This window comes from Massilia mucilaginosa (genome assembly GCF_011682145.1).
In the GTDB taxonomy this organism is placed as follows: domain Bacteria; phylum Pseudomonadota; class Gammaproteobacteria; order Burkholderiales; family Burkholderiaceae_D; genus Telluria_A; species Telluria_A mucilaginosa.
In genome coordinates this window covers 105,176-126,699 of record NZ_WHJH01000009.1, presented here as the reverse complement: position 1 = coordinate 126,699, position 21,524 = coordinate 105,176, and the positions used below count along the sequence as shown (strand labels likewise).

The window sequence follows — 21,524 nt, the reverse complement described above, 5'->3', positions numbered from 1 at the left end:
GGTTCCTCCCGCCGCGGACTGCCTGTCTTCCTGTGCGGAATCACGCAATTTTTCCCGGGTCTGGCCCTGGTGCAAAAGGCTTGCGTTTTACTCAAGCTATAATCATCTTTTAAATCGATTTCATTCATGTTAATGAGCGCTGATCAAGTTATCGCCGAGTACCAGAGCAATGGCAATGCTGTCTCCCCCGCAATCGCAAGCGCGCTGCTCGCGCCGGAACTGAGGCGGGCGATCTACAAGCAACTGGTCGGCGCGACCCTGGCGCCGTACCGCGCGCTGCTGATCCAGTTGCTCGACGAAGAAATCAACTTGCGCACGGCCCTCTGGGACCACATCGTGCAAGACGAGATGGATTACTACGAAGGCATCTACCAGTGCGCCTTCCTGCTGTACCGCGCCGGCGACGTGGCCGACACCTTGCTGCTGTGGAAAGCCAAGCACATCAACATGGACGTCGGGACCTCGCTGGGGGCCGAGTATTTCGTCGGCGCCGGCCTGGACGCCACCATGGCTTACCTGTCGGCCTCGCCCATGCCCGAAGCGGCCGAGATCGCCGACTACCTCCAGCAATGGTTCGAGAAGCCAGGCGCGATTACCTGGCAGGAAGCCTGGGAGCAGGAGCGCGGCTCCGCCATCGCCAACGCCTGAGCCGGCCATGCTCGACCTCCCCGCACGGCCAACTTTTCTTGACGTCAATGACCGCGCGCTCAGCGCCGCCGACATTGCTTTATTGCTCACCAAGCCTTCGATCCGCGGCCTGACCTTTACCGGCTGCGACATTGGCGACGACGCCGTGCGCGCCCTGTGCGCGCTGCCGAAGCTGGAACGCCTGTGGCTCGACGGCAGCGCCATCACCGACGCCGTGCTGCCCGATATCGCCCGGGTTCCCGCCCTGAACTGGCTGGTGCTGGACAACACCGGCATCGGCGGCACTGGCCTGGCGGCCTTGTCCGGCCATGCCAGGCTGCGCCATCTGTCCCTGCGCAATACCCCGGTCGACGATGCCTGCGTGCGGCATATCGTCGGCATCGCCTCCTTGTCGTATCTGGATGTGAAGGGCAGCGCAATGACGCGCGCCGGCTTGCTGGCGCTGGCGGCCCACCCGACCCTCAAATTATGTGCGGACGACACCCGGCCCGACGGGCTGGACCAGGAGTTCGTGCGCGAACAGCGGCGCCTGGCCAGCCGCACGCCGCCCGGCTTTGTCGCCGGCGCGGGCGAGGAGGCGGCGGCGCTGGGCGTGCTGCATGGCTTCTGGGATGCCATCAGCGCCTGGGAAACCGAACTCGCGCTCGACAGCCAGAAAACCCCGCACCTGAACGACTGGCGCCAGCCGGCCTGCGCCGCGATTTTTCATCAGTTCTGCACGCCCAAGGACCGCAAATTCGGGCGTCCGAACGCGCTCAGCTTCAGCACGCCGCCCGAATACCGCCAACACGCCATCATCGCGGTGGAATGGCTGTCGGCGCGCAAGCTATGCGTGTACACAAGCAATCGCGCACACGCGCAGTGCCGCTTCCTGCTGGTGAAAAAAGGCAGCACCTGGCTGCTCGATCACGTGCAGAACCTGTTCGATGGATGGACCACGGGGTATTTGTAGCAGCCCGAAGAATAGCGCGGGCGGGGACGAAAACAGCGGCGGCCGGGGAAGACGCCGCTGGCTTGGTTTCATCAATGAAACGCACGCATGATGCGCGCTTCGCCGGACAGATCGGCATTTTCCGCATTGGCGGTCCTGGTCGCTTCGATCATGCGTCCGAGTTGCTCGTCCTCGAAGCGGGTGAGTTCTTCGGTGGCCGCGTTCAGCGCCAGCGCCAGCTTGGCGCGGGCACTGCGGTATAACACGCTGGTGTACTGGTCCGTGTTCTTCAGCAATTCTTCCGCATTTTCGATCACGAGCCGCAGGTCGCCGATCAATCGTTCCTGGGTTTGCTGGTTTTCTTCAGGGTTATCCATGGTGGCCACCTTGAATCGGTTAATCACGTCTTAGAATATATACAAAGCATGCAATTTCGTGTTTGTCGCCGCGCAAGAACACCCGCGCCGCCGCCGTCTTCACTCAGCATATTTCTAATATTGCCCGATTACAAGGTGTTTATACTGCGCTGACGCAATCAGGCGCCATCTGTCCCGGAGCTGCGCACACTGATGCGCACGTCGCCGATGCCGACCACCTGGCCATCGCGGATCTTGGCGGTCTTGCGCAATTCCTTTTTGCCATCGACCGATACCACGCCCGTGGCCACCAGGTTCTTGCCCGCGCCGCCGCTGTCGCACAGGCCCGACAGTTTCAATAACTGGTTCAGTTCGACGAACTCGCCTGTGAGGTCAAAAGTGACTTTCTGCATTTACCGCTCGTCCTAAAATAGATGTAAGAACCGCAGTGTGGCGGCATCGGCGCGGCGCGTCAACGTTGCCCGCGCCTCGCATCGGGCGTCGCATAGCGCGCCGCATAGCGCGCCGCATAGCGCCGCTGCCGCACTGCGCCTTGGCGTGGCCTTACAGGCCTGGCCGGGTCATGTCGAGCGGCACGATCCACTCCTCGAACTGTTGTTCCGTCACAAATCCGAGCGCCAGCGCCGCCTGCTTGAGGGTAGTGCCCTCGTGCTGCGCCTTCTTGGCGATCTGGGCCGCGCTGTCGTAGCCGATATGCGGCGCCAGGGCGGTCACCAGCATCAGCGAGCGCTCCATCAGTTCGCCGATGCGTTCGCGGTTTGGCTCGATGCCGTGCGCGCAATGATCGTTAAACGAGCGCATGCCGTCGGCCAGCAGGCGCGCGCTTTGCAAGAAGTTATGCGCGATCATCGGCTTGAACACGTTCAGCTCGAAGTTGCCCGACGCGCCGCCCATGGTAATGGCGACATCGTTGCCGAACACCTGGCAGCACAGCATGGTCAGCGCTTCGCACTGGGTCGGGTTGACCTTGCCCGGCATGATCGAGCTGCCGGGCTCGTTTTCGGGAATGCTGATCTCGCCGAGGCCCGAGCGCGGGCCGGACGCCATCCAGCGCACATCGTTGGCGATCTTCATCAAGGCCGTGGCCAGGGTTTTCAGGGCGCCATGGGAGCCGACCAGCGCATCGTGCCCGGCCAGGGCCGCGAACTTGTTGGGCGCGGTCTTGAAGCCGAGGGCCGTGCGCGAACCGATTTCGGCCGCGATGCGGGCCGCAAAATCGGGGTGCGCGTTCAGGCCGGTGCCGACCGCCGTGCCGCCGGCCGCCAGGTGCAGCAGGCCGGGCAGGGTGGACTTGATCGCATGCTCGGAGTATTCCAGCTGGGCCACATAGCCCGAGAATTCCTGCCCGAGCGTCAGCGGAGTCGCGTCCTGCAAGTGGGTGCGGCCGATCTTGACGATGTCGGCGAACTCGCGCGACTTGATTTCCAGCGTGCCGCGCAGGCGCGCCAGGGCCGGCAGCAGCGACTGCACCACGGCCTGGGCCGCCGCCACGTGCATGGCGGTCGGAAAAATATCGTTGGACGACTGGCCCAGGTTGACATGGTCGTTCGGATGCAGCAGACGGCCTTCGCCGCGCGCGCCGCCGATCAGCTCGGAAGCGCGGTTGGCCAGCACCTCGTTCATGTTCATATTGCTTTGCGTGCCTGAGCCGGTCTGCCACACGACCAGCGGGAATTCCTCCGGATGTTGGCCGTCGAGCACCTCGTCGGCGGCCTTGACGATGGCTTCGGCCTTGTCGTTCGGCAACAGTCCGAGCGAGCGGTTGACGGCGGCGGCGGCGCGCTTGACCTGGGCCAGCGCGGCCACCAGCTCGGGCGCCATGCGCTCGCTCGAAATGGCGAAGTGCTCCAGCGAGCGTTGCGTCTGCGCGCCCCACAAGCGTCCGGCCGGGACCGCGATCGGGCCAAAACTGTCCTTTTCGATTCTTGTTTCCATATTGCTTCCTGTTTATTTGGGAATGCGGTTAAAGAGTTTATCTCTGCGTACGTTAATTACGGCAGGGCTACAGATTTCTCCGCTCCTCCGTCATTAGCTGGACAACATTACCATATATGCACCATTCCCGAATCGCCCGGCTGGTCCGGTCCGGCATTACCCTGATGCTCTGCCTGCTTCTCGGCCCGATACTGGCCGGCGCCCACGCGGCCGAACTGGGCGAGGCCCAGGTGCGCTCCTACATCGGCCAGCCGCTGGTGGCCGATGTGGAACTGACCTCGCTGGCCGAGCCCGGGACCAGCGTGCAGGTACGGCTGGCCGATCCCGATGTGTGGCGCGGCGCCAATGTGCGCATGCATCCGGTGCTGTCGAACCTGACCCTGTCGGTGATGCGGCGCGACGGCCGCCAGTTTTTGCACATCACCTCGGTCAAGCCGGTCGAGGGCGATTATGTGCACCTGTTTCTCACGCTCGGCGAAGGCGGCAAGCGCGAAGTGCGCGCCGTGACCTTGTGGCTGAGCCACGATCCGCAGCCCGCGCCACCACCGCCGCCGCCGGTTGCGCTGCCGGTTCCGGTCCCGGTTCCGGTCCCGGTCCCGGCAGCGCCGCCGGTCTCTCCCGTGCGTGCCGAGCCCGCCAGGGTTGCCGCGCCAGCGCCAGCGCCGCGTCCGGTGCGGGTCTTGCAACTGCCGTCGGCCACCCCGGCATCGTGTCCCCAAATCAGTGAGGATCAGCTCAAGACTTGCGCCGACCTCGACCGCAAGAATGGCGTGCTGTCCGCCCGGATTGTGGAGCTCGAAGAAAAGGTCAAACTGCTGCAACGCGCCATCGAGGGCACGGGTGGCGCGGCCAGCCATGCGGCCGCTTCCGCCGGGCATGAAGCCGCCTCTGGCGGGCATGACGCCGCTGCCGCCAGCCATGCGGCAGCGTCGGCCAGCCATGCGGCCGAGCCGGCGGTGCCGCCGCCGATCCTCTCGCGCGCGGCCCTCGCCAAAAAGAACGCCGCCGCCAAGAAAGGGGAGGGCTTTCCCTGGATGCTGATCGGGGGCGCCGTCGGGGCGACGCTGATGACCGCCCTGGCGGCCTGGTTCCTGCTTCGCCGCCGCAAGCGCAAGGCCGCGCTTGCCGCCGAGACCGCAGCACCCGCCGCACCCGCCGACGCGCCCGCAGCGGCCAAAACAGGCATGTTGGCGAGGCTCGCCGCCCGCTTCAAACGCACGCCGAAAGCGCCCGCGCCGGTGGTGCACGTGGAGCCCGACCCCAGCTGATTTCCTTGCAAATACAAAAATGTTGAAAAAAAGACTCGCACGCACGCAAAGTGGTCTACACAACTTGAAAAACTGCGCTATACTTGTTTCCGTAGTCCTGCGGGACTGCACAAACGGGCCCAGGATCTGGCGCAGCCACCAACGATAGTGTGGCGCGGCAAGCAGATGATCGTTGAAGAAACGCCTGTCCCCGGAAGCGGTCCGCCAGCCAACAATGCGCTTGCGGACGCCGGATGCAACCGGCAAGAGGCGACACCAGGAGATACCTGGTGATCGCTCTCCAGAATTCTTTCCTCCCCCAGCGATCATTTTGCCTTCAAGCTATACTCTACGGTGACCCCAATCACCGAAGGCAAGCACATGACGACGGCAGCAAACCAAGCACAAGCGCAGTACGACCTCTTCCTGCAACGCGGACTCAAGCTCGACATGTCCCGCGGCAAACCCTCTCCCGAACAACTTGACCTGTGCAACGACCTGCTCGACGCCATGCCCGGCTTTAGCGCGGCCGATGGCACCGACGCCCGCAATTACGGTCTGGGCGTGGGCCTGCCCGAAGCGCGCGCGCTGTTCGGCAGCCTGCTCGACGTCCCAGGCGCCCAGGTCGTGGTCGACAGCAGCGCCAGCCTGTCGCTGATGCACGATGTGATCGTGTATGCGCTGTTGAACGGCGTGCCGGGCGGCCAGCCGTGGGTCGGCCAGCAGCCGGTGTTCCTGTGCCCGGTACCGGGCTACGACCGCCATTTTTCGATTTGCGAAGCGCGCGGCATCAAGATGATCAACGTGCCGTTGAACGACGATGGCCCGGATATGGATGTAGTCGAGCGCCTGGTTGCGAATGACGCCAGCATCAAGGGCATGTGGTGCGTGCCGAAGTACAGCAATCCGTCCGGCACGGTGTATTCGGACGAGGTGGTGCGCCGCCTCGCCGCCATGCAAACCGCCGCGCCGGACTTCCGCGTGATGTGGGACGACGCCTATCGCTTCCATCATCTGACCGGTGACAAGGTGCGCGTCGCCGAGATCATTGGCGAATGCGCCAGGGCCGGCAATCCGGACCGGGCGATCATGTTCGCATCGACCTCGAAGGTAAGCTGGGCCGGGTCGGGCATTGCCGCGCTGGCGTCGTCGCCGGCCAATATCGCCTGGTGGACCAGGCATGCGGGCATCCGCAGCATCGGCCCGGACAAGATCAACCAGCTGCGCCACGTGCGCCTGTTGAAAGACACAGCGACCGTCGAGGCGCTGATGACGCGCCACGCGGCGCTGCTCAAGCCCAAGTTCGACGCCGTGCTGGCGCAGTTCGGCGCGCATTTGGGCGATGTGGCGGGCGTCTCGTGGACGGTGCCGAAGGGCGGCTACTTCATCGACCTGGTGACGCCGCCGGGCGCGGCGAAGAAGACGATTGCGCTGGCCAGGCAGGCCGGGATCACGCTCACGCCGGCCGGCGCCGCGTATCCGTACGGGGTCGACCCCGACGACAGCCATATCCGCATCGCCCCGAGTTTTCCATCGCTGCCCGAGATTACCCAGGCGGCGGAGGGGATTGCACTGGCCTTGAAACTGGCCGTGGCCGCTTGACCGGCGCCACGCCAGCAAAAAAGCGCCCTCGGGCGCTTTCATTCACATCCTGTAAGCAGTTCAGTGCGTTGCGCACATCACATCGGATAACTGCCACGGTTCGGTAATCTCGCGCACTGCGCGGTCGTTGGCCATGATCTGCTTGAGCAAGTCGATCTTGCGCATCCTTGGCGCCCCATCGAGTGCCGGCACGCCGGTCTTGACCGCCGCCGCCTGCTGCTTGCACTGCATTTCCAGGTTGGTCAGGCCGTTCCAGTCGCCTGCTTTTGCCGCAACCGCCATCTTGCCAGTCAGGCCAGCAATATTTTCGTACATCGAGAGAACTTCGTTGGAGGTCATGCGCTCACCTGGCCAAAAAATTTATAAAGATTACCGCGTGTCCTTCCATAACGTCGGGATTGCGCGGAACTTTAGGGTTTTTTCAAAAAATCCGGAAATATTTTTAGCCCGGCTCACTGATGACTAATTGATAAGCTCTTCCAGCCCCCCACTGAGCTCCCCGAGCGGTGGAATCCCCATGAACAAGGCATCCGGCGCCACCCCCAGCCCGGTCGCCAGCGCCGGCGTAAAGCACGCCGCCAGTTCCTCGTCGTTCGGCTGGCGCTCCTCGTAGCGCGCGCGCAGCACGGCCAGGTGAATCACGGCGGCCATCCGGTACGACGGCGACTCCGGCGTCGGCTCGGCAAAATGGCGCAGGGTCTGGTGAAACAGGTCCGGGAACTTCCAGCGCAGCGCCAGTTCCGCCCCCACCACGCCGAAGTCGTAGCCGAACAGATCCCGCTCGGCCGCGATCCGGCCGTTCTCGTACGGCCCCACCGTCTGATCGAGTTCGCGCGCCTGCTGCGCCACGCCCGCGTGCATCACCAGCTGCCCGATCCCGTGCATCATCCCGATCGTAAACGCCAGGTCGGTATTGGCGCCGATCTGCTTGGCGATCCACTTGGCCGCCACCGCCGTGTGCAGGCTGTAGCGCCAGAAGCGCTTCAGGTCCAGCCCCGGCACCGTCTTGAAACTGCCCACCAGGCCCGAGCTGATCACCAAGGTGCGCACCGTCACGAAGCCCAGCATGCGCACCGCGTCGCCCACATTGCCGATCCGGCGCGACACATGATAGTAGGCCGAATTGGCCAGCCGCAGCAGCTTGGCGCTCAGGACCGGGTCGAGCGAGAGCTTGCGCGCGATTTCTTCGACCGCCACATCGGGGTCGTCGAAACTGCTGATCAGCTCCGCCACCACTTTCGGCGCGGAGGGCAGGGCGTTCGGATTTTGCAGCAGGGCTTCAAGGGTCATCGTGTCTCCTGGTTGTGGCGGGCGCGGGGCAGGGTGACTATATAGAAAACCCCCGCACGGCGCCACTGGTGCGCCACGGCGCGGGTTTTCCGCACTCTGGCGGCGTATTGTGCGGTTTGTCGCATTTGACGAGCATTTCGCCCGGCGCTCGATTAGAGTGCAGGCTGGGAAAAATGCGCCGGCCCCGGCGCCGCCATGAAAAGAGAACCGACATGACATTATTGAAAGCCCGGCGCCTCGCCGCCGCCATCGCGCTGGCCTGTAGCGCCTTCGCCGCCAACGCCGAAGCGCCGTACGCCTTCGCCACCACGCCGGGCAAGCTGCCCAAGGATATCGTACCGGTGCAATACGCCGCCCACCTGATTCCCGACCTGGCCGCCAACACCTTCCTCGGCTCCCAGACGGTCGAAATCGAAGTCCTCAACACCACCTCGCGCATCATGCTCAACGCCGTCGATATCGAGATCGACGCGGCCAGCCTGTCCGGGAAAAACATCGGCGCCATCAAACTGGCGCCGGTCATCGACAAGGATCAGGAAACGCTCAGCTTCGCGCTGGCGCAGCCGCTGGCGCCGGGGCGCTACAACCTCGCGCTCAAGTTCCATGGCCTGATCAACCGCGAAGCGCGCGGCATGTTCCACATGAAGTACAAGGCCGGCAGCGCCGCCCGCACCATGATCGCCACCAACATGGAGCCGAGCGACACGCGCCGCCTGCTGCCGACCTGGGACGAACCGGCCTTCCGCGCCGCCTTCAAGCTCACCGTCGACCTGCCATCCAACTTCAAGGCGTACTCCAACACCCCGCTCGAACGCCAGGAAAAGCTCGACGGCGGCCTGCAGCGCTTCCACTTCGGCGTCACGCCCAAGATGCCGAGCTACCTGTTCGTGCTGGTCGCGGGCCAGCTGGAACGGGTCAGCGCCAAACAGGATGGGGTCGACATCGGCGTCGTCACCACCGAAGGCAAACTGCCCTCGGCCGCCTATGCGCTGGCCGCCACCAAGGACCTGCTGCGCTACTACAACAACTACTTCGGCGTGCCCTATCCGCTGCCGAAACTCGACCAGATTGCGATCCCCGGCGGCTTTAACGGCGCCATGGAAAACTGGGGCGGCATCGTCTACAACGAATCGACCCTGCTGGTCGACCCGCAAAAAAGTCCCGACAGCGTGCGCCAGACTTCCTTCAGCATCAACGCCCATGAAGTGGCGCACCAGTGGTTCGGCAACCTGGTGACCATGGGCTGGTGGGACAACCTGTGGCTCAACGAAGGTTTCGCCTCGTGGATGGCGACCAAGTCCACCGACCATTTCCATCCCGAGTGGCGGGTGCAGCTGGCCGCCCTGGCCGACCGCGAAAGCGTCATGAACCTCGACGCCCGCAAAACCACGCACCCGATCCAGACCCCGGTGCTGACCGAAGCACAGGCCGCCGACGCCTTCGACGCCATCACCTACGGCAAGGGCCAGGCCTTCCTGCGCATGCTCGAAGCCTACCTGGGCGAAGATCCCTTCCGCAAGGGTATCCGCGCCTACATGGCCAAGCACCAGTATGGCAACACCACCACCGCCGACCTCTGGGCCGCGCTCGAAAAAGCCTCCGGCAAGCCGGTCGAAAAGCTGGCCTCCGACTGGACCACCCAGCCCGGCTTCCCGCTGCTGAAAGTCGAACAAAGCTGCGTCGACGGCAAGCGCATCGTCACTTTGTCGCAGGAGCAGTTCCGCCTCGACGAACCGGCCGTCGAAAAACGCCTCTGGAACGTGCCGGTGCAAGTCGGTACCGTGGGCGGCAAGGCCAGCTACGCCCTGTTCGCCGGCGCCAGCACCACCATCACGCAGCCCTCGTGCGAGGGCGCGCTGGTGCTCGACCCGGCCAGCGTCGGCTACTTCCGCGTCCAGTACGACCAGGCCGGCTTCGACGCGCTGGCCGGGCAGGCCGCCAAACTGCCCGACACCACCCGCCTCAAGCTGCTGGGCGACACCTGGAGCCTGGTCCAGGCCGACCGCCTGCAGCTGGCCAGCTACGTCAAGCTGGTCTCGGCCTACGCGGACGAACCGCGCCTGGCGGTGTGGAACGCCATGCTCGACAACCTCGCCACGCTCGACATCCTGGCCGAAGGCGAACCGGAACGCGCGCTGGTGCGGCGCTACATCACCGGCCTGGCCGCACCCAAGTTCGCGCGCCTCGGCTGGGACGACAAGGCGGGCGAGTCGACCGAAGAGCGCCAGTTGCGCGCCTTGCTGGCCGGCGCGCTGGCCAGGATCGGCGACCCGGCCGTGATCGCCGAAGGGCGTGCGCGTTTTGCACGCTTCCTGAAGGACCCGGCCAGCGTGCCGCCGTCGATGATCGACTTCGTCATGCGCGCGGCCGGCCGCCACGGTGACGGCGCCACCTACGACGCGCTGGCCAGCCGCGTGGCGCAAGCCCAGACCGACGAAGAACGCAACCGCTACGCCCGTTCCATGACGCTGGCGCGCGACCCGGTCCTGGCGCGGCGCACGCTGGCGATGGCGCTCTCGCCCGAACTGCCGGCGCAGCTGACCTCCACCCTGGTGCCGGCCGTGGCGCGCGCCGAACACGTGGAACTGGCGTGGGCCTTCGCCACCGCCAACCGCGCGGCACTGATGAAGGACCAGGAATCGGTTGGCCAGAACCGCTTTTTCCCGAGCGTGGTATCGTCCTCCTCCAATCCGGCCCACGCCGACATGATGGAAGCGTACGTGAAGCAGAACTTCGGCCCCGATGCCCAGGTCGAAGCGCAACGCGTGGCCAATGGCATCCGCACCCGCGCCGCCCAGAAAGCCCGTTTGCTGCCGCAGGTGCGCGCGGCGCTAAAATAATCGAATATCGCAACAAGAAAACCCGCAAGGAGCCACACATGAAAACCCATTGGACACCCATCAAGACCGCCCTGACCCTGGCACTGTGCGGCGCCTCGCTCGCCTTTGCACCGGCGCACGGCGCCGGCAAGGACGCGGCCCCGGCCGCCAAGGCCGTCACCGCCACGGTGCTGCCGGGCGACGACTTCTTCGCCTACGCCAATGGCGACTGGCTCGCCAGGACCGAGATCCCGGCCGACCGCAGCAGCTGGGGCGCGTTTGCCGCCATGGCCGAAACGAGCAACGCGCGCATCGTCAAACTGATCGAGCAAGTCTCGGCCGATAAAACGGCCAAGGGCGACGCCCGCAAGGTCGCCGATTTCTACAATGCCTTCATGGACGAAGCGGCCATCGAAGCCAAAGGCACGGCGCCCCTCAAGCCGCTGCTGGCGAAGATCGACGCCATCAAGGACAAGACGCAGCTCACGCGCGCGCTGGGCCAGTCGCTGCGCGCCGACATCGACCCGCTCAACGCCACCAACTTCTTCACCGAAAACCTGTTTGGCCTGTGGATCGCCCAGGGCCTGAACGACCCGGCCCGCAACACGCCCTACCTGTTGCAGGGTGGCCTGGGCATGCCCGACCGCGCCTACTACCTGACCGACAGCCCGCGCATGGCCGAGCTGCGCACCAAATACAAACAGCACATCGGCGCCATGCTCAAGCTGGCTGGCTACCCCGACGCGGACGCGCGCGCCGCCAGGGTGTTCGACCTCGAAATGAAGATCGCCCGGTCGCACGCCAGCCGTGAAGATTCGGCCGACGTCCTCAAGGCCAACAACAGCTGGACCCAGAAAGACTTCGCCGCCAAAGCGCCGGGCATGGACTGGAACGCATTCTTCAAGAGCGCCGGCCTCTCTGGCGCCCGGGCCTTCATCGTCTGGCACCCGAGCGCCGTGACCGGCGCCGCCGCGCTGGTCGAAAGCACCGACATCGCCACCTGGAAGGATTTCCTCGCCTTCCACCAGGTGAACCACTTCGCCCCGAACTTGCCGAAAGCGTTTGCCGACCAGCGTTTTGAATTTTCCGGCAAAGCCATGAGCGGAACGCCGCAGCAATCGCCGCGCTGGAAGCGCGCGCTGGCCGCCACCAACGACGCGCTCGACGAACCGGTCGGCCGCCTGTACGTCGAACGCCACTTCCCGGCCGAGAACAAGGCGCGCGTGCAGAAAATGGTCGGCAACATCATCGCCGCCTTCAGCAAACGGATCGACCAGCTGGACTGGATGGCCCCGGCCACCCGCGCCCAGGCCCAGGAAAAGCTCAAGACCATGCACGTTGGCGTAGCCTACCCGGACCGCTGGCGCTCTTACGCGGGCCTGAAAGTGCTGCCCGGCGACGCCCTCGGCAACGCCGTGCGCGCCGAACAATTCCACTACGCGCAGGAGATCGCGCGCCTCAAGCAAAAGGTCGACCGCAGCGCGTGGGCGATGCCGCCGCAACTGGTCAACGCGGTCAACCTGCCGCTGCAAAACGCCATGAACTTCCCGGCCGCGATTTTGCAGCCGCCGTTCTTCGACCCGAAGGCGTCCGACGCGGCCAACTACGGCGCCATCGGCTCGATCATCGGCCACGAAATCAGCCACAGCTTCGACGACCAGGGCGCGCAATTCGACGCCCAGGGCCGCCTGCGCGACTGGTGGACCAAGGAAGACATGGCCCACTTCAAGGGCGCCGCCGACAAATTGGTGGCCCAGTTCAACGCCTACAAACCGTTCCCCGACCTGGCGGTCAACGGCCAGCTGACCCTGAGCGAAAACCTGGCCGACCTGGCCGGCGTGGCGGCGGCGTACGACGCCTACAAAGCCTCGCTGTGGCCGGACGCGCCGGCCGACGCCGACAAGCAGTTCTTCCTCGGTTACGCGCAGGCGTGGCAGACCAAGGTGCGCGAAGCGGCCGCGCGCCAGCGCGTCCTGACCGACGGCCACGCACCGGCCGAATACCGCACCGCCATCGTGCGCAATCTGGAGCCCTGGTACAAGGCCTTCGACGTCAAGCCCGGCCAGGCCCTGTACCTGGCGCCGGCCGAGCGCGTGAAGGTGTGGTAGGCGCGCGCGTGCCATGAGCGACGATATCGACGCCATCACGCGCCGCACCCTGGCGCATTACGACAGTACCGCAGAACAGTTCTTCCGCGGTACGCTGGACCACGACGTCAGCCAGAACATCGCCGCGCTGCTGGGCGCCATCGAAGGCGAGGCGCCGTACACCCTGCTCGACCTGGGCTGCGGTCCGGGGCGCGACCTGAAGACCTTCAGCGCCCTTGGCCACCGCGCCATCGGCCTCGATGGCTCGGGCGAGTTCGCGGCCATGGCGCGCGCCTACAGCGGCTGCGAAGTGTGGCACCAGGACTTTGTGCACCTCGATTTACCGGCCGGCCTGTTCGACGGCGTGTATGCCAACGCGGTGCTGTTCCACGTCCCCAGCCGCGCGCTGCCGAAGGTGCTGGACGACCTGTACGCGGCCCTGAAACCGGGCGGCGTGCTGTTTTGCTCCAATCCGCGCGGCGACAACCAGGAAGGCTGGAACGGGCCGCGCTACGGCAGCTACTACGATGTCGACACCTGGCAGGAGTACATGACCGCGGCCAACTTTTCCCCGTTGCATCATTACTATCGTCCGGAAGGGTTGCCGCGCGAGCAGCAGCCCTGGCTGGCGAGTGTCTGGCGCAAGCCGGTAGGTTAAGTAGCGAACGGAACAGTTCAATCGAACGTCGTATTCTGAGTCCGTCGCACATTCCAGTGCGCCCCGCAGTTTCACTCACCATATGAGGTACCGAAAATGAACGAGGACCAAGTTAAAGGCAAAGCGAAAGACATCGGCGGCAAGATTCAGGAAGAAGTCGGCAAGGTCATCGGCAGCAGCGAACAGCAGGCCAAAGGCCTGTCGAAGCAAGTCGAAGGCAAAACCCAGGAAAAATTCGGCGACGCCAAAGAAGTGCTCAAGGACCAAGGAAACCGCTGATCCAGCGCTGATTCCCCCTACAACCGGGGTCAGAGCTCTAAATAGAAATATTTCTGATTAGAGCTCTGACCCCGGTGCCGTTTACCGCTCCAGTTCGGGGTTTCCGTGCGGATGGGCAGAAAATCCAGCGTTTCAGCAGGTCTCGGTGAGGAAAAGTTGTCTAACCGGGGGCAGAGTTCCGAAGCGAAACGGTTTTGTTGCTAGTCAGAGCTCTGACCCCGGTTGGGGAATGGCGGTGGCGGGGAAATGTGGGACTTTGGCGTTTGGAAAATAAATGGTGTCTTATGTGCGGGAGCGAACTGAGCGGTTTTGAACTCAGCAGTAAGATGGCTTCACTACATCGCCACCCTGGCCATGAGCACTTCAAGGAGCCTTACCATGAACAAAGATCAAGTCAACGGCAAACTGCAAGACATCGGCGGCAAAATTCAGGAAGAAGCTGGCAAACTGGTCGGTAGCACCGAGCAGCAAGCAAAGGGCCTGCAAAACCAGGTCGAAGGCAAAACTCAGGAAAAAATCGGCGACCTCAAAGAAGCCGTCAAGGATGCGACCAACTAATTGGTCCGCTCCCTATGAAAAAAGCCGCGAATTTCGCGGCTTTTTTTGGTCTGGCGCTTGCTTCCGCTTCCTTCCGCCTACTTCGGCGCGTCGCCCAGGTTCTTCTTGAAGAACGCTTCGATGGTCCCGTACACGTGGCGCTGCCCCGGCCGCGATGAGATGCCGTGCTTGGCGCCCGGGTAGGTCATCAGGTCGAAACGCACGTTGCGGTTGACCAGGCCATCGATCAGGCGCGTGGTATTGGTGAACAGGACGTTATCGTCGGCCATGCCGTGCACCAGCAGCAGCGGCGATCTCAAGCCGTCCAGGTGCGCGAACACGCCGCTGGTCTTGTAGGCGTCCGGCTGCCCCTTCGGCGTGCCGCCCACATAGCGCTCGGTGTAGTGGGTGTCGTACAGCGCCCAGTCGGTCACCGGCGCGACCGAGACGCCCATCGCGATCTTGTCGGACGCCGCCAGCAGGCGCAGTGTCATGTAGCCGCCGTAGCTCCAGCCGAATACGCCGATCCGCCTGGCGTCGACAAAGCCCTGCTTGCCCAGCCAGTCGATGCCGGTCAGCTGGTCTTCGACTTCGTGCTTGCCCAGGCCATTGTAGATCGCGTCGGTGAAGGCGCGCTCGCGCCGCCAGGAGCCGCGGTTATCGAGGCGGAACACCACGAAGCCCTGCTGCGCCATGTACTGGTCGAAGTAGTTGCCCCACTTGCGCGAGACGTGCTGCGCATGCGGCCCGCCATACGTCGACAGGTACACCGGATACTTTTTCGCGGCGCTGAAATTGGACGGCTTGATCATCGAGTAGTACAAGGTCTGGCCGTCGTTGGCCTTGATGGTGCCGTAGTCGGTGGCCAGGTGGTCGGCCTTGTATTTGGCGTACGGGTGCTCGGCATTGAGCTCGTTCTTCTCCAGCCAGCCGACCATCGACCCGTCCGGACGGCGGATCGATATCTGCGGCGGGGTCGATGGGTCGGAGAAGGTGTCGACGAAGACTTCGCCGTTGCGCGAGAACGCCGCTTCGTGCCAGCCGTCGCCCTTGGTGATGCGCACCGGCTTGTCGGCGCCGCTGCCGTCGAGCGCCAGGGCGTAGGTCTGCTTGTCGATCACCGCGTCGCGGTTCGAGGCGACGTACACGCGGCCGGCCTTTTCGTCCACCGCCAGCACATTGTCGATGCCCCATTCGCCGCTCGACACAGGGTGCAGCAGCTTGCCATCGAGGTCGTACAGGTACAGGTGATTGCGCCCGCTGCGCTCGGACGTCCACAGGAAGGCATTGCGCTTGCCGAGGAAGCGCAGGTCGTCGTGGATGCTGACCCAGGTCCTGGACGTTTCGGTGAGCAGGGTGCGCTGCGCCAGGGTGGCGGCATCGACCGAGATCAGGTCGAGGCGTTTCTGGTCGCGCGACTGCAGTTGATACAGCAGCTGCTTGCTGTTGGCGCTCCAGTCGGCGCGCACCAGGTAGATGTCGCGGTTCGGGCCCAGCTCGACCTTGCGCTGCGCGCCGGTGGCGGGCGAGACGATCATCAGGTCGACCAGCACGTTGGCGTCGCCGGCGGCAGGGTAGCGCTGTTCGACGACGTCGGTGCGGTCGGCAAAAATCTCGAAGCGGCGCACCACCGGCACCGGCGACTCGTCGTAGCGTTTGTAGGCGATGGCCGAATCGTCCGGCGCCCAGTAGTAGCCGGTGCGCTGGCCCATTTCTTCCTGCGCCACGAATTCGGCTTCGCCGTTGAAGATGGTGCCGGCGCCGTCGGTGGTGAGCTGCTTCTCAAGCCCCGAGACCAGGTCGATCACATACAGGTTCTGCTTGCGCACGAAGGAGACGTAGCGGCCCTTGGGCGAAATCTTCGGATCGGCCACATTGCCCGAGGCGACCTTGCGCGCGGCCTCCGGCCTGGCCGCGTCGACCAGGTACAGGTCGCCGGCGATCGGCACCAGCAGCTGTTTGCCGTCCGGCGACCAGCTGTAATTGAGGATGCCGGTCAGGCTGGCGGTGCGCGCGCGCTCGCGCCTGGCCTGTTCTTCGGGCGAGAGGGTCTCGTTCGGAACCAGCAGTTTGGAGTCGACCAGGCGCTTCGAGGTCTTGTCCTTCATGTTGAATTCCCAGAGGTCGAGCTGGAACTGGTTGTCCTGGCGGCCGCGCAGGTAGGTCACGCGCGCGCCGTCGGGCGACACGCGCAGGTTGCGCACGCCTGGTCCCGCCAGCGCCGGGTCGGCGTGGATACGGTCCAGTGTCAGGCGTTCGGCGGATGCGGGAACGCTGGACAATGCGGCGAGAAAGCAGAGAAGAAATCGCATGGATGTCTCGGGTGAGGTGGATGTGGAGAACTCAGGACGATACCAGAGTTCCGCACCGGTGGGCACCCCCGCCGCCCACCCCGGTCTTGCCCGTTCAAGCCTGCGCGCGCGCGTGCGACAGGCGGTGTAAGGACCGCGTGAGCAGCAGCGCGGCCACGGTCAGGCCCAGTACCAGTCCGATCCAGAAGCCGGCGGCTCCCATCGGCGCCGCCGGCGACCAGGCGAACCACGCCGGCGCGATGCCCAGTACATACCCGAGCGGCATGGCGAAGCCCCAGAAGGCGAGCAGCTGGATCTGCATCGGCTGGCGCGTGACCTTGTAGCCGCGGATCGCGCTCGACGTGGCCACCTGGGTGGCGTCCGACAACTGGAACAGCGCCGCGAACAGCAGCAGGTGCGCGCACAGTTCCTGCACCGCCGGGTCGGACGTGTAGGCGCGCGCAATCTCCCAGCGGAACACGGCGATCAGCGCGGCCGAGAGCAGCGCAAAGGCGAGCGACATGCCGACGCCAACCCAGGCCACGAAGCGCGCGCGCACCGCGTTGCCTTCGCCCAGCGCATGGCCGACCCGGGTCATCAGGCCCATGCCGAAACTGAGCGGCACCATGAACACCAGCGACGAAAAATTGAGCGCGATCTGGCTGGCCGAAACCTGCACCACGCCGAAGCGCGCGATCATCAGGCTCACCGCGCCGAACGCGCTCACTTCGGCCAGGTAGGTCACGCCGATCGGCAGGCCAAGGCGCAGCATGGCGCCGATTTCCGGCCAGTTGGGCCATTCCCATTGGGTGAACGGGTAGGTCTGGCGGTAGGCCGGGGCGATGCGGATCCAGGCCAGCATGGCGCCCAGCATGAGCCACAGGCAGATCCCGGTGGCCACCGCGCAGCCAACCCCGCCCAGCTTGGGCATGCCCCAGTTCCCGAACACCAGCAGCCAGTTGACGAAGATGTTAAACAGCAGCCCCAGGACGGCGATCACCATCACGGGCTTGGTCTGGTTGATGCTGGTGGTGTAGCCGTACAGCGCGCGGTAGCAGGCGAAGGCCGGCATGCCGATGCTGATCGCGTGCACGAACATGGCGGCGTTGGCGGCGACATCGGGCGCGAGGCCGATATGGTCGAACACGAGGGTCGACAGGTTGGCTATCAGGCAGGCCACCAGGCCCACGCCGAGACCCGTCCACAGTCCCTGGCGCACCACGTGCGGAATGCGGCCGAACTGCCCGGCCCCGGTTTCGTGGGCGACGACGGTGTTGAGCGCCATCATGGTGCCCATCACGGTCACCAGGATGATCGACCAGACCGACGCGCCGAGCGAGACGGCGGCCAGTTCGCTGGCGCTGACGTGGCCCGTCATCGCCACGTCGGCCACGCCCATGCCCACGCTGGCCAGCTGGCCGACCAGCATGGGCCAGGACAGGCGCCACATGGCGGCGACTTCGGTACGGATGGGGGCGGGCTTGGCGAGTATGGCGGACATGGGGCGGGCGATGGGAGCAAACAGCGATTTTACCGGCTAATGATAAACAGGGTGGAGCGGCCCTTTTGCCGGTAACCTGGAAACCGTCTTTCCCGCCTTCGCGGGAAAGACGGAGCACAAGTTAGCGCAAACAGGGACGCTGCTCACACCGGTCCGCGTAAAGACTTGTTACACATCTTCGGGCCGCGCCACTGGCGCTGCGGCCGCGAGATGGTCACAATCGGGGCATCGCACATCGAGGACCGTCCCATGCTCACATCCCGCATCACCATCGCGCTGCTGTTCGGCGCCGTCTTCTCGCATGCCGTCGCCAGCGCTGGTGAACTGACCTTGTTCTCGCGCGATGGTTTCGACGGCCGCGAGATGACCTTGCGCTCGGCCACCCCCAACCTGGTCGAGAGCGGCTTCAACGACCGCGCTTCGAGCATGATCGTGCGCTCCGGGCGCTGGGAGCTGTGCGAGGACGTCGGCTTCGAAGGCCGCTGCGCGGTGTACGGGCAGGGCGAGTATCCGACCCTGGAGCGCTTCAACGACCGCATTTCATCGGCGCGCGAGATCGTGCCCGAGCGCGCACATGGCGGCGCTCGCCCGCATGGCGGCAAGCGCGGGATGATCGCGCTGTTTTCCGCACGCGCCCTGGACGGCGACGCCAGGCGCCTGCGGCGCGACGCCGACGATTTCAGCGAGATCGATTTCAACGACAGCGCCGCCAGCGCCCAGGTCATCGAAGGCAGCTGGCAGCTGTGCAGCGATGCAGGCTTTCGCGGCACCTGCCGCATCTTCGCGCCGGGCCGTTACGAGGACCTGGGACGCGGCCTGCGCGGGCGGGTATCGTCGGCGCGCCTGGTCGACGAGGATGGCGGCGGCCGGCGCGAGGGCGATGTGGAGCTGTTTTCGTCGAGCGGCTTTTCGGGCCAGCGCCTGGTGCTGCGCGAAGACACGCGCGACCTGACCGACTTCGGTTTCAACGACCGCGCCGACGCCCTGATCGTGCATCGCGGCCAGTGGGAGTTCTGCCAGCACGCCGATTTCGGCGGGCGCTGCATGACCTACGGGCCGGGCCGCTACGAGCGTCTCGGTCCCATGGGCAACATGATTTCATCGCTGCGACGTCTGCGGTAAACGGCTCGAAAGCGGCTTGGTAAATACACAAGGCAAGCGTGCGCTGCGTCGCTCGGGAGCGTTGTAGGATTATCAAAACCGATCCTGGAGCGCCGCCCGTGGAATACAAGGACTACTACAACACCCTCGGTATCGACAAAGGCGCCAGCGCCGAGGAAATCAAGAAGGCGTACCGCAAGCTGGTACGCAAATACCATCCGGATGTAAGCCGCGCGCCCGACGCCGAGCGCATGACCAAGGAAGTGAACGAGGCCTACGGCGTGCTGGGCGACGCCGACAAGCGCGCCGCCTACGATGCGCTGGGCCGCACCCGCCGCGCCGGTGAGCAATTCCGTCCGCCGCCCGACTGGGGCTCCGGCTTCGATAACGGCGGCGCGGGCGATTCCAGCGATTTCTTTTCCGACCTGTTCGCCCACGTCGGGCGCCGCGCGCGTCCCGGCGGGCAAGCCTTCCAGATGCGCGGGGACGATATCCACGCGTCCATCACCATCGACCTGACCGACGCCTATCACGGCTCCACCCGCGCGGTGACCCTGCGCGTGCCCGAACACGATGCGCAGGGCAGGGTGGTCACGCGCGAGCGCACCGTCAACGTCAACATTCCCAAGGGCGTGCTGCCGGGGCAGCAGCTGCGCCTGGCCGGCCAGGGCCATGCGGGCAGCGGCGGCGCCGGCGCCGGCGACCTGTTCCTCGAAATCGGCTTCCATCCCGATCCGCGCTACCGGGTCGAGGGCCGCCACGTGTACACCAGCGTGCCGGTGGCGCCGTGGGAGGCCGCGCTCGGCGCCACCATCCACGTGCCGACGCCGTCCGGCCAGGTCGAGGTGGTCGTGCCGGCCGGCTCGCAAACGGGGCGCAAGCTGCGGCTCAAGGGGCGCGGCATTCCGGGCACGCCGGCGGGCGACCTGTATCTCATGCTCGAAGTGGTGCTGCCGCCGGCCACCAGCGACCGCGCGCGCGAACTGTATCGCACCATGGCGCGCGAGATGGCCTTCAATCCGCGCGCGCAGGCGGGAGCCTAGTGTCTCGAGTTGGAAATTCGTTGATGATTAAATATAGCGAAATCGCACCGAGACAAGGAACAAAGCGCAGACAGGCAAATGCCTGGCGAGCATTTGTGACGCGGTATCGGCGCGATTATCGCCATATTTATTCAACGAATTTCTGACTCGGGACACTTGCCTATGGAAACGACGACCATTGTCGGTGTGCTGCTCGACGACGCGGCGCTCGACCTGCACGAACTGGCGCGCGCCTGCGGCGTCGAGCCGGACTGGGTGGTGCGCCATGTGTGCGACGGCTTGCTGGGCGCCGACGAGATCATCGCCCTGGGCTTCGACGAGCCCGCCCGCGCGCAGTGGCGCTTTCGCAGCGGCGACTTGCAGCGCGCGCGGCGCCTGGTGAACCTGGAGCACGATCTCGATGCCAACGAAGAAATCGCCGCCCTCGTGCTCGACCTGGCCGACGAGGTGAGCCGGCTGCGCACGCGCTTGCGGGTGCTCGGCGCCCTGTAAGGTCAAGGCGGCGACACGTTCTGGCAAGGGCTTCTACAATCCTCCTTCAATATTGACGATAAATTAATGATGCAAAGGAGTTCACATGGAACAAAACAATGGTCAGGCCCTCAAGGGCAAACGCGTCGCTGTACTGATGACCGATGGCGTCGAGCAAATCGAATACACCTCGCCGCGTAGTTTCCTTGAGGAACACGGCGCGACGGTCACCTTGATCTCGCCCAAGGCCAAGGGTGACAAGGTGCAGGGATTCAACCATGCGGACAAGGGCGACAGCTTCGAGGTCGAACTGCACGTCGCGCAAGCCTCGCCGCCCGATTTCGATGCGCTGCTGTTGCCGGGTGGCGTGTCCAACCCCGACGCCTTACGCCTCGACAAGGCGTCGATCGACTTCATCCGCGCCTTCGGCGCCGAAGAAAAGCCGATTGCCGCCATTTGCCACGGTCCCTGGACCCTGATCGACGCCGGCATCGCCAAGGCCAGGCACATGACCAGCTGGCCGAGCCTGCAAAACGATCTGCGCAATGCCGGCGCCGAATGGACCGACGAAGAAGTGGTCATCGACGGCCGCCTGATCACCAGCCGCAAGCCGGACGACCTGCCGGCTTTCAACAAGGCCTTGCTGGAGTCGCTGGCGATCGACCCCGCAGTGGCCGATCGCGGTCTGTCTTCCTGAGCGGCCGGGC

General features: G+C 64.9%; 20 protein-coding genes. 13 read left to right on the top strand and 7 right to left on the bottom strand.

What is annotated here, in order from left to right; genetic code table 11:
* Window positions 1-126 precede the first annotated feature (126 nt).
* Entirely contained in the window at window positions 127-648 is a 522-nt protein-coding gene (locus F2P45_RS10870) for a hypothetical protein (protein WP_166874105.1), read from the top strand.
* Between the two features lie 7 nt (window positions 649-655).
* Window positions 656-1,600, top strand: coding sequence for an NTF2 fold immunity protein (locus F2P45_RS10865; protein WP_166874102.1), 945 nt, complete (start codon window positions 656-658; stop codon window positions 1,598-1,600).
* Window positions 1,601-1,671: 71 nt separating this feature from the next.
* Here the strand turns inward: F2P45_RS10865 and F2P45_RS10860 are convergent, their stop codons facing one another.
* From F2P45_RS10860 to fumC, 3 genes are all read right to left on the bottom strand, one after another.
* Window positions 1,672-1,956 carry a DUF883 family protein gene (locus F2P45_RS10860; RefSeq protein WP_166874098.1) on the bottom strand — a complete coding sequence of 95 codons (285 nt, stop codon included), beginning with the start codon at window positions 1,954-1,956 and terminating at the stop codon, window positions 1,672-1,674.
* 158 nt (window positions 1,957-2,114) lie between these two features.
* The gene (locus F2P45_RS10855) at window positions 2,115-2,348 is read right to left on the bottom strand and encodes an RNA-binding S4 domain-containing protein (RefSeq protein WP_166874095.1); all 234 of its coding nucleotides are present in this window, start codon (window positions 2,346-2,348) and stop codon (window positions 2,115-2,117) included.
* 151 nt (window positions 2,349-2,499) lie between these two features.
* Window positions 2,500-3,891: a class II fumarate hydratase gene (gene fumC / locus F2P45_RS10850; protein WP_166874094.1), complete on the bottom strand. Its 1,392-nt coding sequence runs from the start codon at window positions 3,889-3,891 to the stop codon at window positions 2,500-2,502.
* A gap of 164 nt (window positions 3,892-4,055) precedes the next feature.
* Here fumC and F2P45_RS10845 point away from each other — a divergent pair, with 164 nt between their 5' ends.
* Both F2P45_RS10845 and F2P45_RS10840 read left to right on the top strand, forming a co-directional pair.
* Window positions 4,056-5,159 (top strand): type IV pilus assembly protein FimV, encoded by a 1,104-nt coding sequence (locus tag F2P45_RS10845; protein WP_223164710.1) that lies wholly within the window; start codon window positions 4,056-4,058, stop codon window positions 5,157-5,159.
* 360 nt (window positions 5,160-5,519) lie between these two features.
* Window positions 5,520-6,740 carry an aspartate aminotransferase type Ic gene (locus F2P45_RS10840; RefSeq protein ID WP_166874088.1) on the top strand — a complete coding sequence of 407 codons (1,221 nt, stop codon included), beginning with the start codon at window positions 5,520-5,522 and terminating at the stop codon, window positions 6,738-6,740.
* Window positions 6,741-6,800: 60 nt separating this feature from the next.
* On the opposite strand, the gene F2P45_RS10835 is transcribed toward F2P45_RS10840, so the two are convergent.
* Together F2P45_RS10835 and F2P45_RS10830 are read right to left on the bottom strand one after the other, a co-directional pair.
* Complete coding sequence (locus tag F2P45_RS10835) at window positions 6,801-7,079, bottom strand: flagellar protein FliT (RefSeq protein WP_166874084.1); 279 nt, start codon at window positions 7,077-7,079, stop codon at window positions 6,801-6,803.
* Between the two features lie 123 nt (window positions 7,080-7,202).
* Window positions 7,203-8,030: an HDOD domain-containing protein gene (locus F2P45_RS10830; protein ID WP_166874081.1), complete on the bottom strand. Its 828-nt coding sequence runs from the start codon at window positions 8,028-8,030 to the stop codon at window positions 7,203-7,205.
* A gap of 212 nt (window positions 8,031-8,242) precedes the next feature.
* Here F2P45_RS10830 and F2P45_RS10825 point away from each other — a divergent pair, with 212 nt between their 5' ends.
* The 5 genes from F2P45_RS10825 (at window position 8,243) to F2P45_RS10805 (ending at window position 14,431) form a co-directional block, all read left to right on the top strand.
* Window positions 8,243-10,870, top strand: a complete 2,628-nt coding sequence (locus F2P45_RS10825; RefSeq protein ID WP_166874078.1) for a M1 family metallopeptidase — start codon at window positions 8,243-8,245, stop codon at window positions 10,868-10,870.
* Window positions 10,871-10,908: 38 nt separating this feature from the next.
* Window positions 10,909-12,957, top strand: coding sequence for a M13 family metallopeptidase (locus F2P45_RS10820; protein ID WP_166874075.1), 2,049 nt, complete (start codon window positions 10,909-10,911; stop codon window positions 12,955-12,957).
* A 13-nt stretch (window positions 12,958-12,970) separates the two neighbouring features.
* Window positions 12,971-13,594 carry a class I SAM-dependent methyltransferase gene (locus F2P45_RS10815; RefSeq protein ID WP_166874072.1) on the top strand — a complete coding sequence of 208 codons (624 nt, stop codon included), beginning with the start codon at window positions 12,971-12,973 and terminating at the stop codon, window positions 13,592-13,594.
* A gap of 96 nt (window positions 13,595-13,690) precedes the next feature.
* Complete coding sequence (locus F2P45_RS10810; protein WP_166874069.1) at window positions 13,691-13,873, top strand: CsbD family protein; 183 nt, start codon at window positions 13,691-13,693, stop codon at window positions 13,871-13,873.
* Between the two features lie 378 nt (window positions 13,874-14,251).
* Window positions 14,252-14,431, top strand: a complete 180-nt coding sequence (locus F2P45_RS10805) for a CsbD family protein (RefSeq protein WP_126076969.1) — start codon at window positions 14,252-14,254, stop codon at window positions 14,429-14,431.
* A gap of 77 nt (window positions 14,432-14,508) precedes the next feature.
* Here the strand turns inward: F2P45_RS10805 and F2P45_RS10800 are convergent, their stop codons facing one another.
* Both F2P45_RS10800 and F2P45_RS10795 read right to left on the bottom strand, forming a co-directional pair.
* Window positions 14,509-16,722 (bottom strand): S9 family peptidase, encoded by a 2,214-nt coding sequence (locus F2P45_RS10800; RefSeq protein WP_166874066.1) that lies wholly within the window; start codon window positions 16,720-16,722, stop codon window positions 14,509-14,511.
* 94 nt (window positions 16,723-16,816) lie between these two features.
* A complete protein-coding gene (locus F2P45_RS10795) occupies window positions 16,817-18,202 on the bottom strand; it encodes an MATE family efflux transporter (RefSeq protein ID WP_229505020.1) in 1,386 nt (461 codons plus the stop codon).
* A gap of 249 nt (window positions 18,203-18,451) precedes the next feature.
* Between F2P45_RS10795 and F2P45_RS10790 the strand changes: the two genes are divergently transcribed.
* The 4 genes from F2P45_RS10790 to F2P45_RS10775 all read left to right on the top strand — a co-directional run bounded on the left by F2P45_RS10790 (window position 18,452) and on the right by F2P45_RS10775 (window position 21,514).
* Window positions 18,452-19,324 (top strand): beta/gamma crystallin family protein, encoded by an 873-nt coding sequence (locus F2P45_RS10790; RefSeq protein WP_166874063.1) that lies wholly within the window; start codon window positions 18,452-18,454, stop codon window positions 19,322-19,324.
* A gap of 98 nt (window positions 19,325-19,422) precedes the next feature.
* Complete coding sequence (locus tag F2P45_RS10785; protein WP_166874060.1) at window positions 19,423-20,346, top strand: DnaJ C-terminal domain-containing protein; 924 nt, start codon at window positions 19,423-19,425, stop codon at window positions 20,344-20,346.
* Between the two features lie 162 nt (window positions 20,347-20,508).
* Entirely contained in the window at window positions 20,509-20,838 is a 330-nt protein-coding gene (locus F2P45_RS10780) for a chaperone modulator CbpM (RefSeq protein ID WP_166874057.1), read from the top strand.
* Window positions 20,839-20,923: 85 nt separating this feature from the next.
* Window positions 20,924-21,514 (top strand): type 1 glutamine amidotransferase domain-containing protein, encoded by a 591-nt coding sequence (locus tag F2P45_RS10775; protein WP_166874054.1) that lies wholly within the window; start codon window positions 20,924-20,926, stop codon window positions 21,512-21,514.
* Window positions 21,515-21,524: the final 10 nt, after the last annotated feature.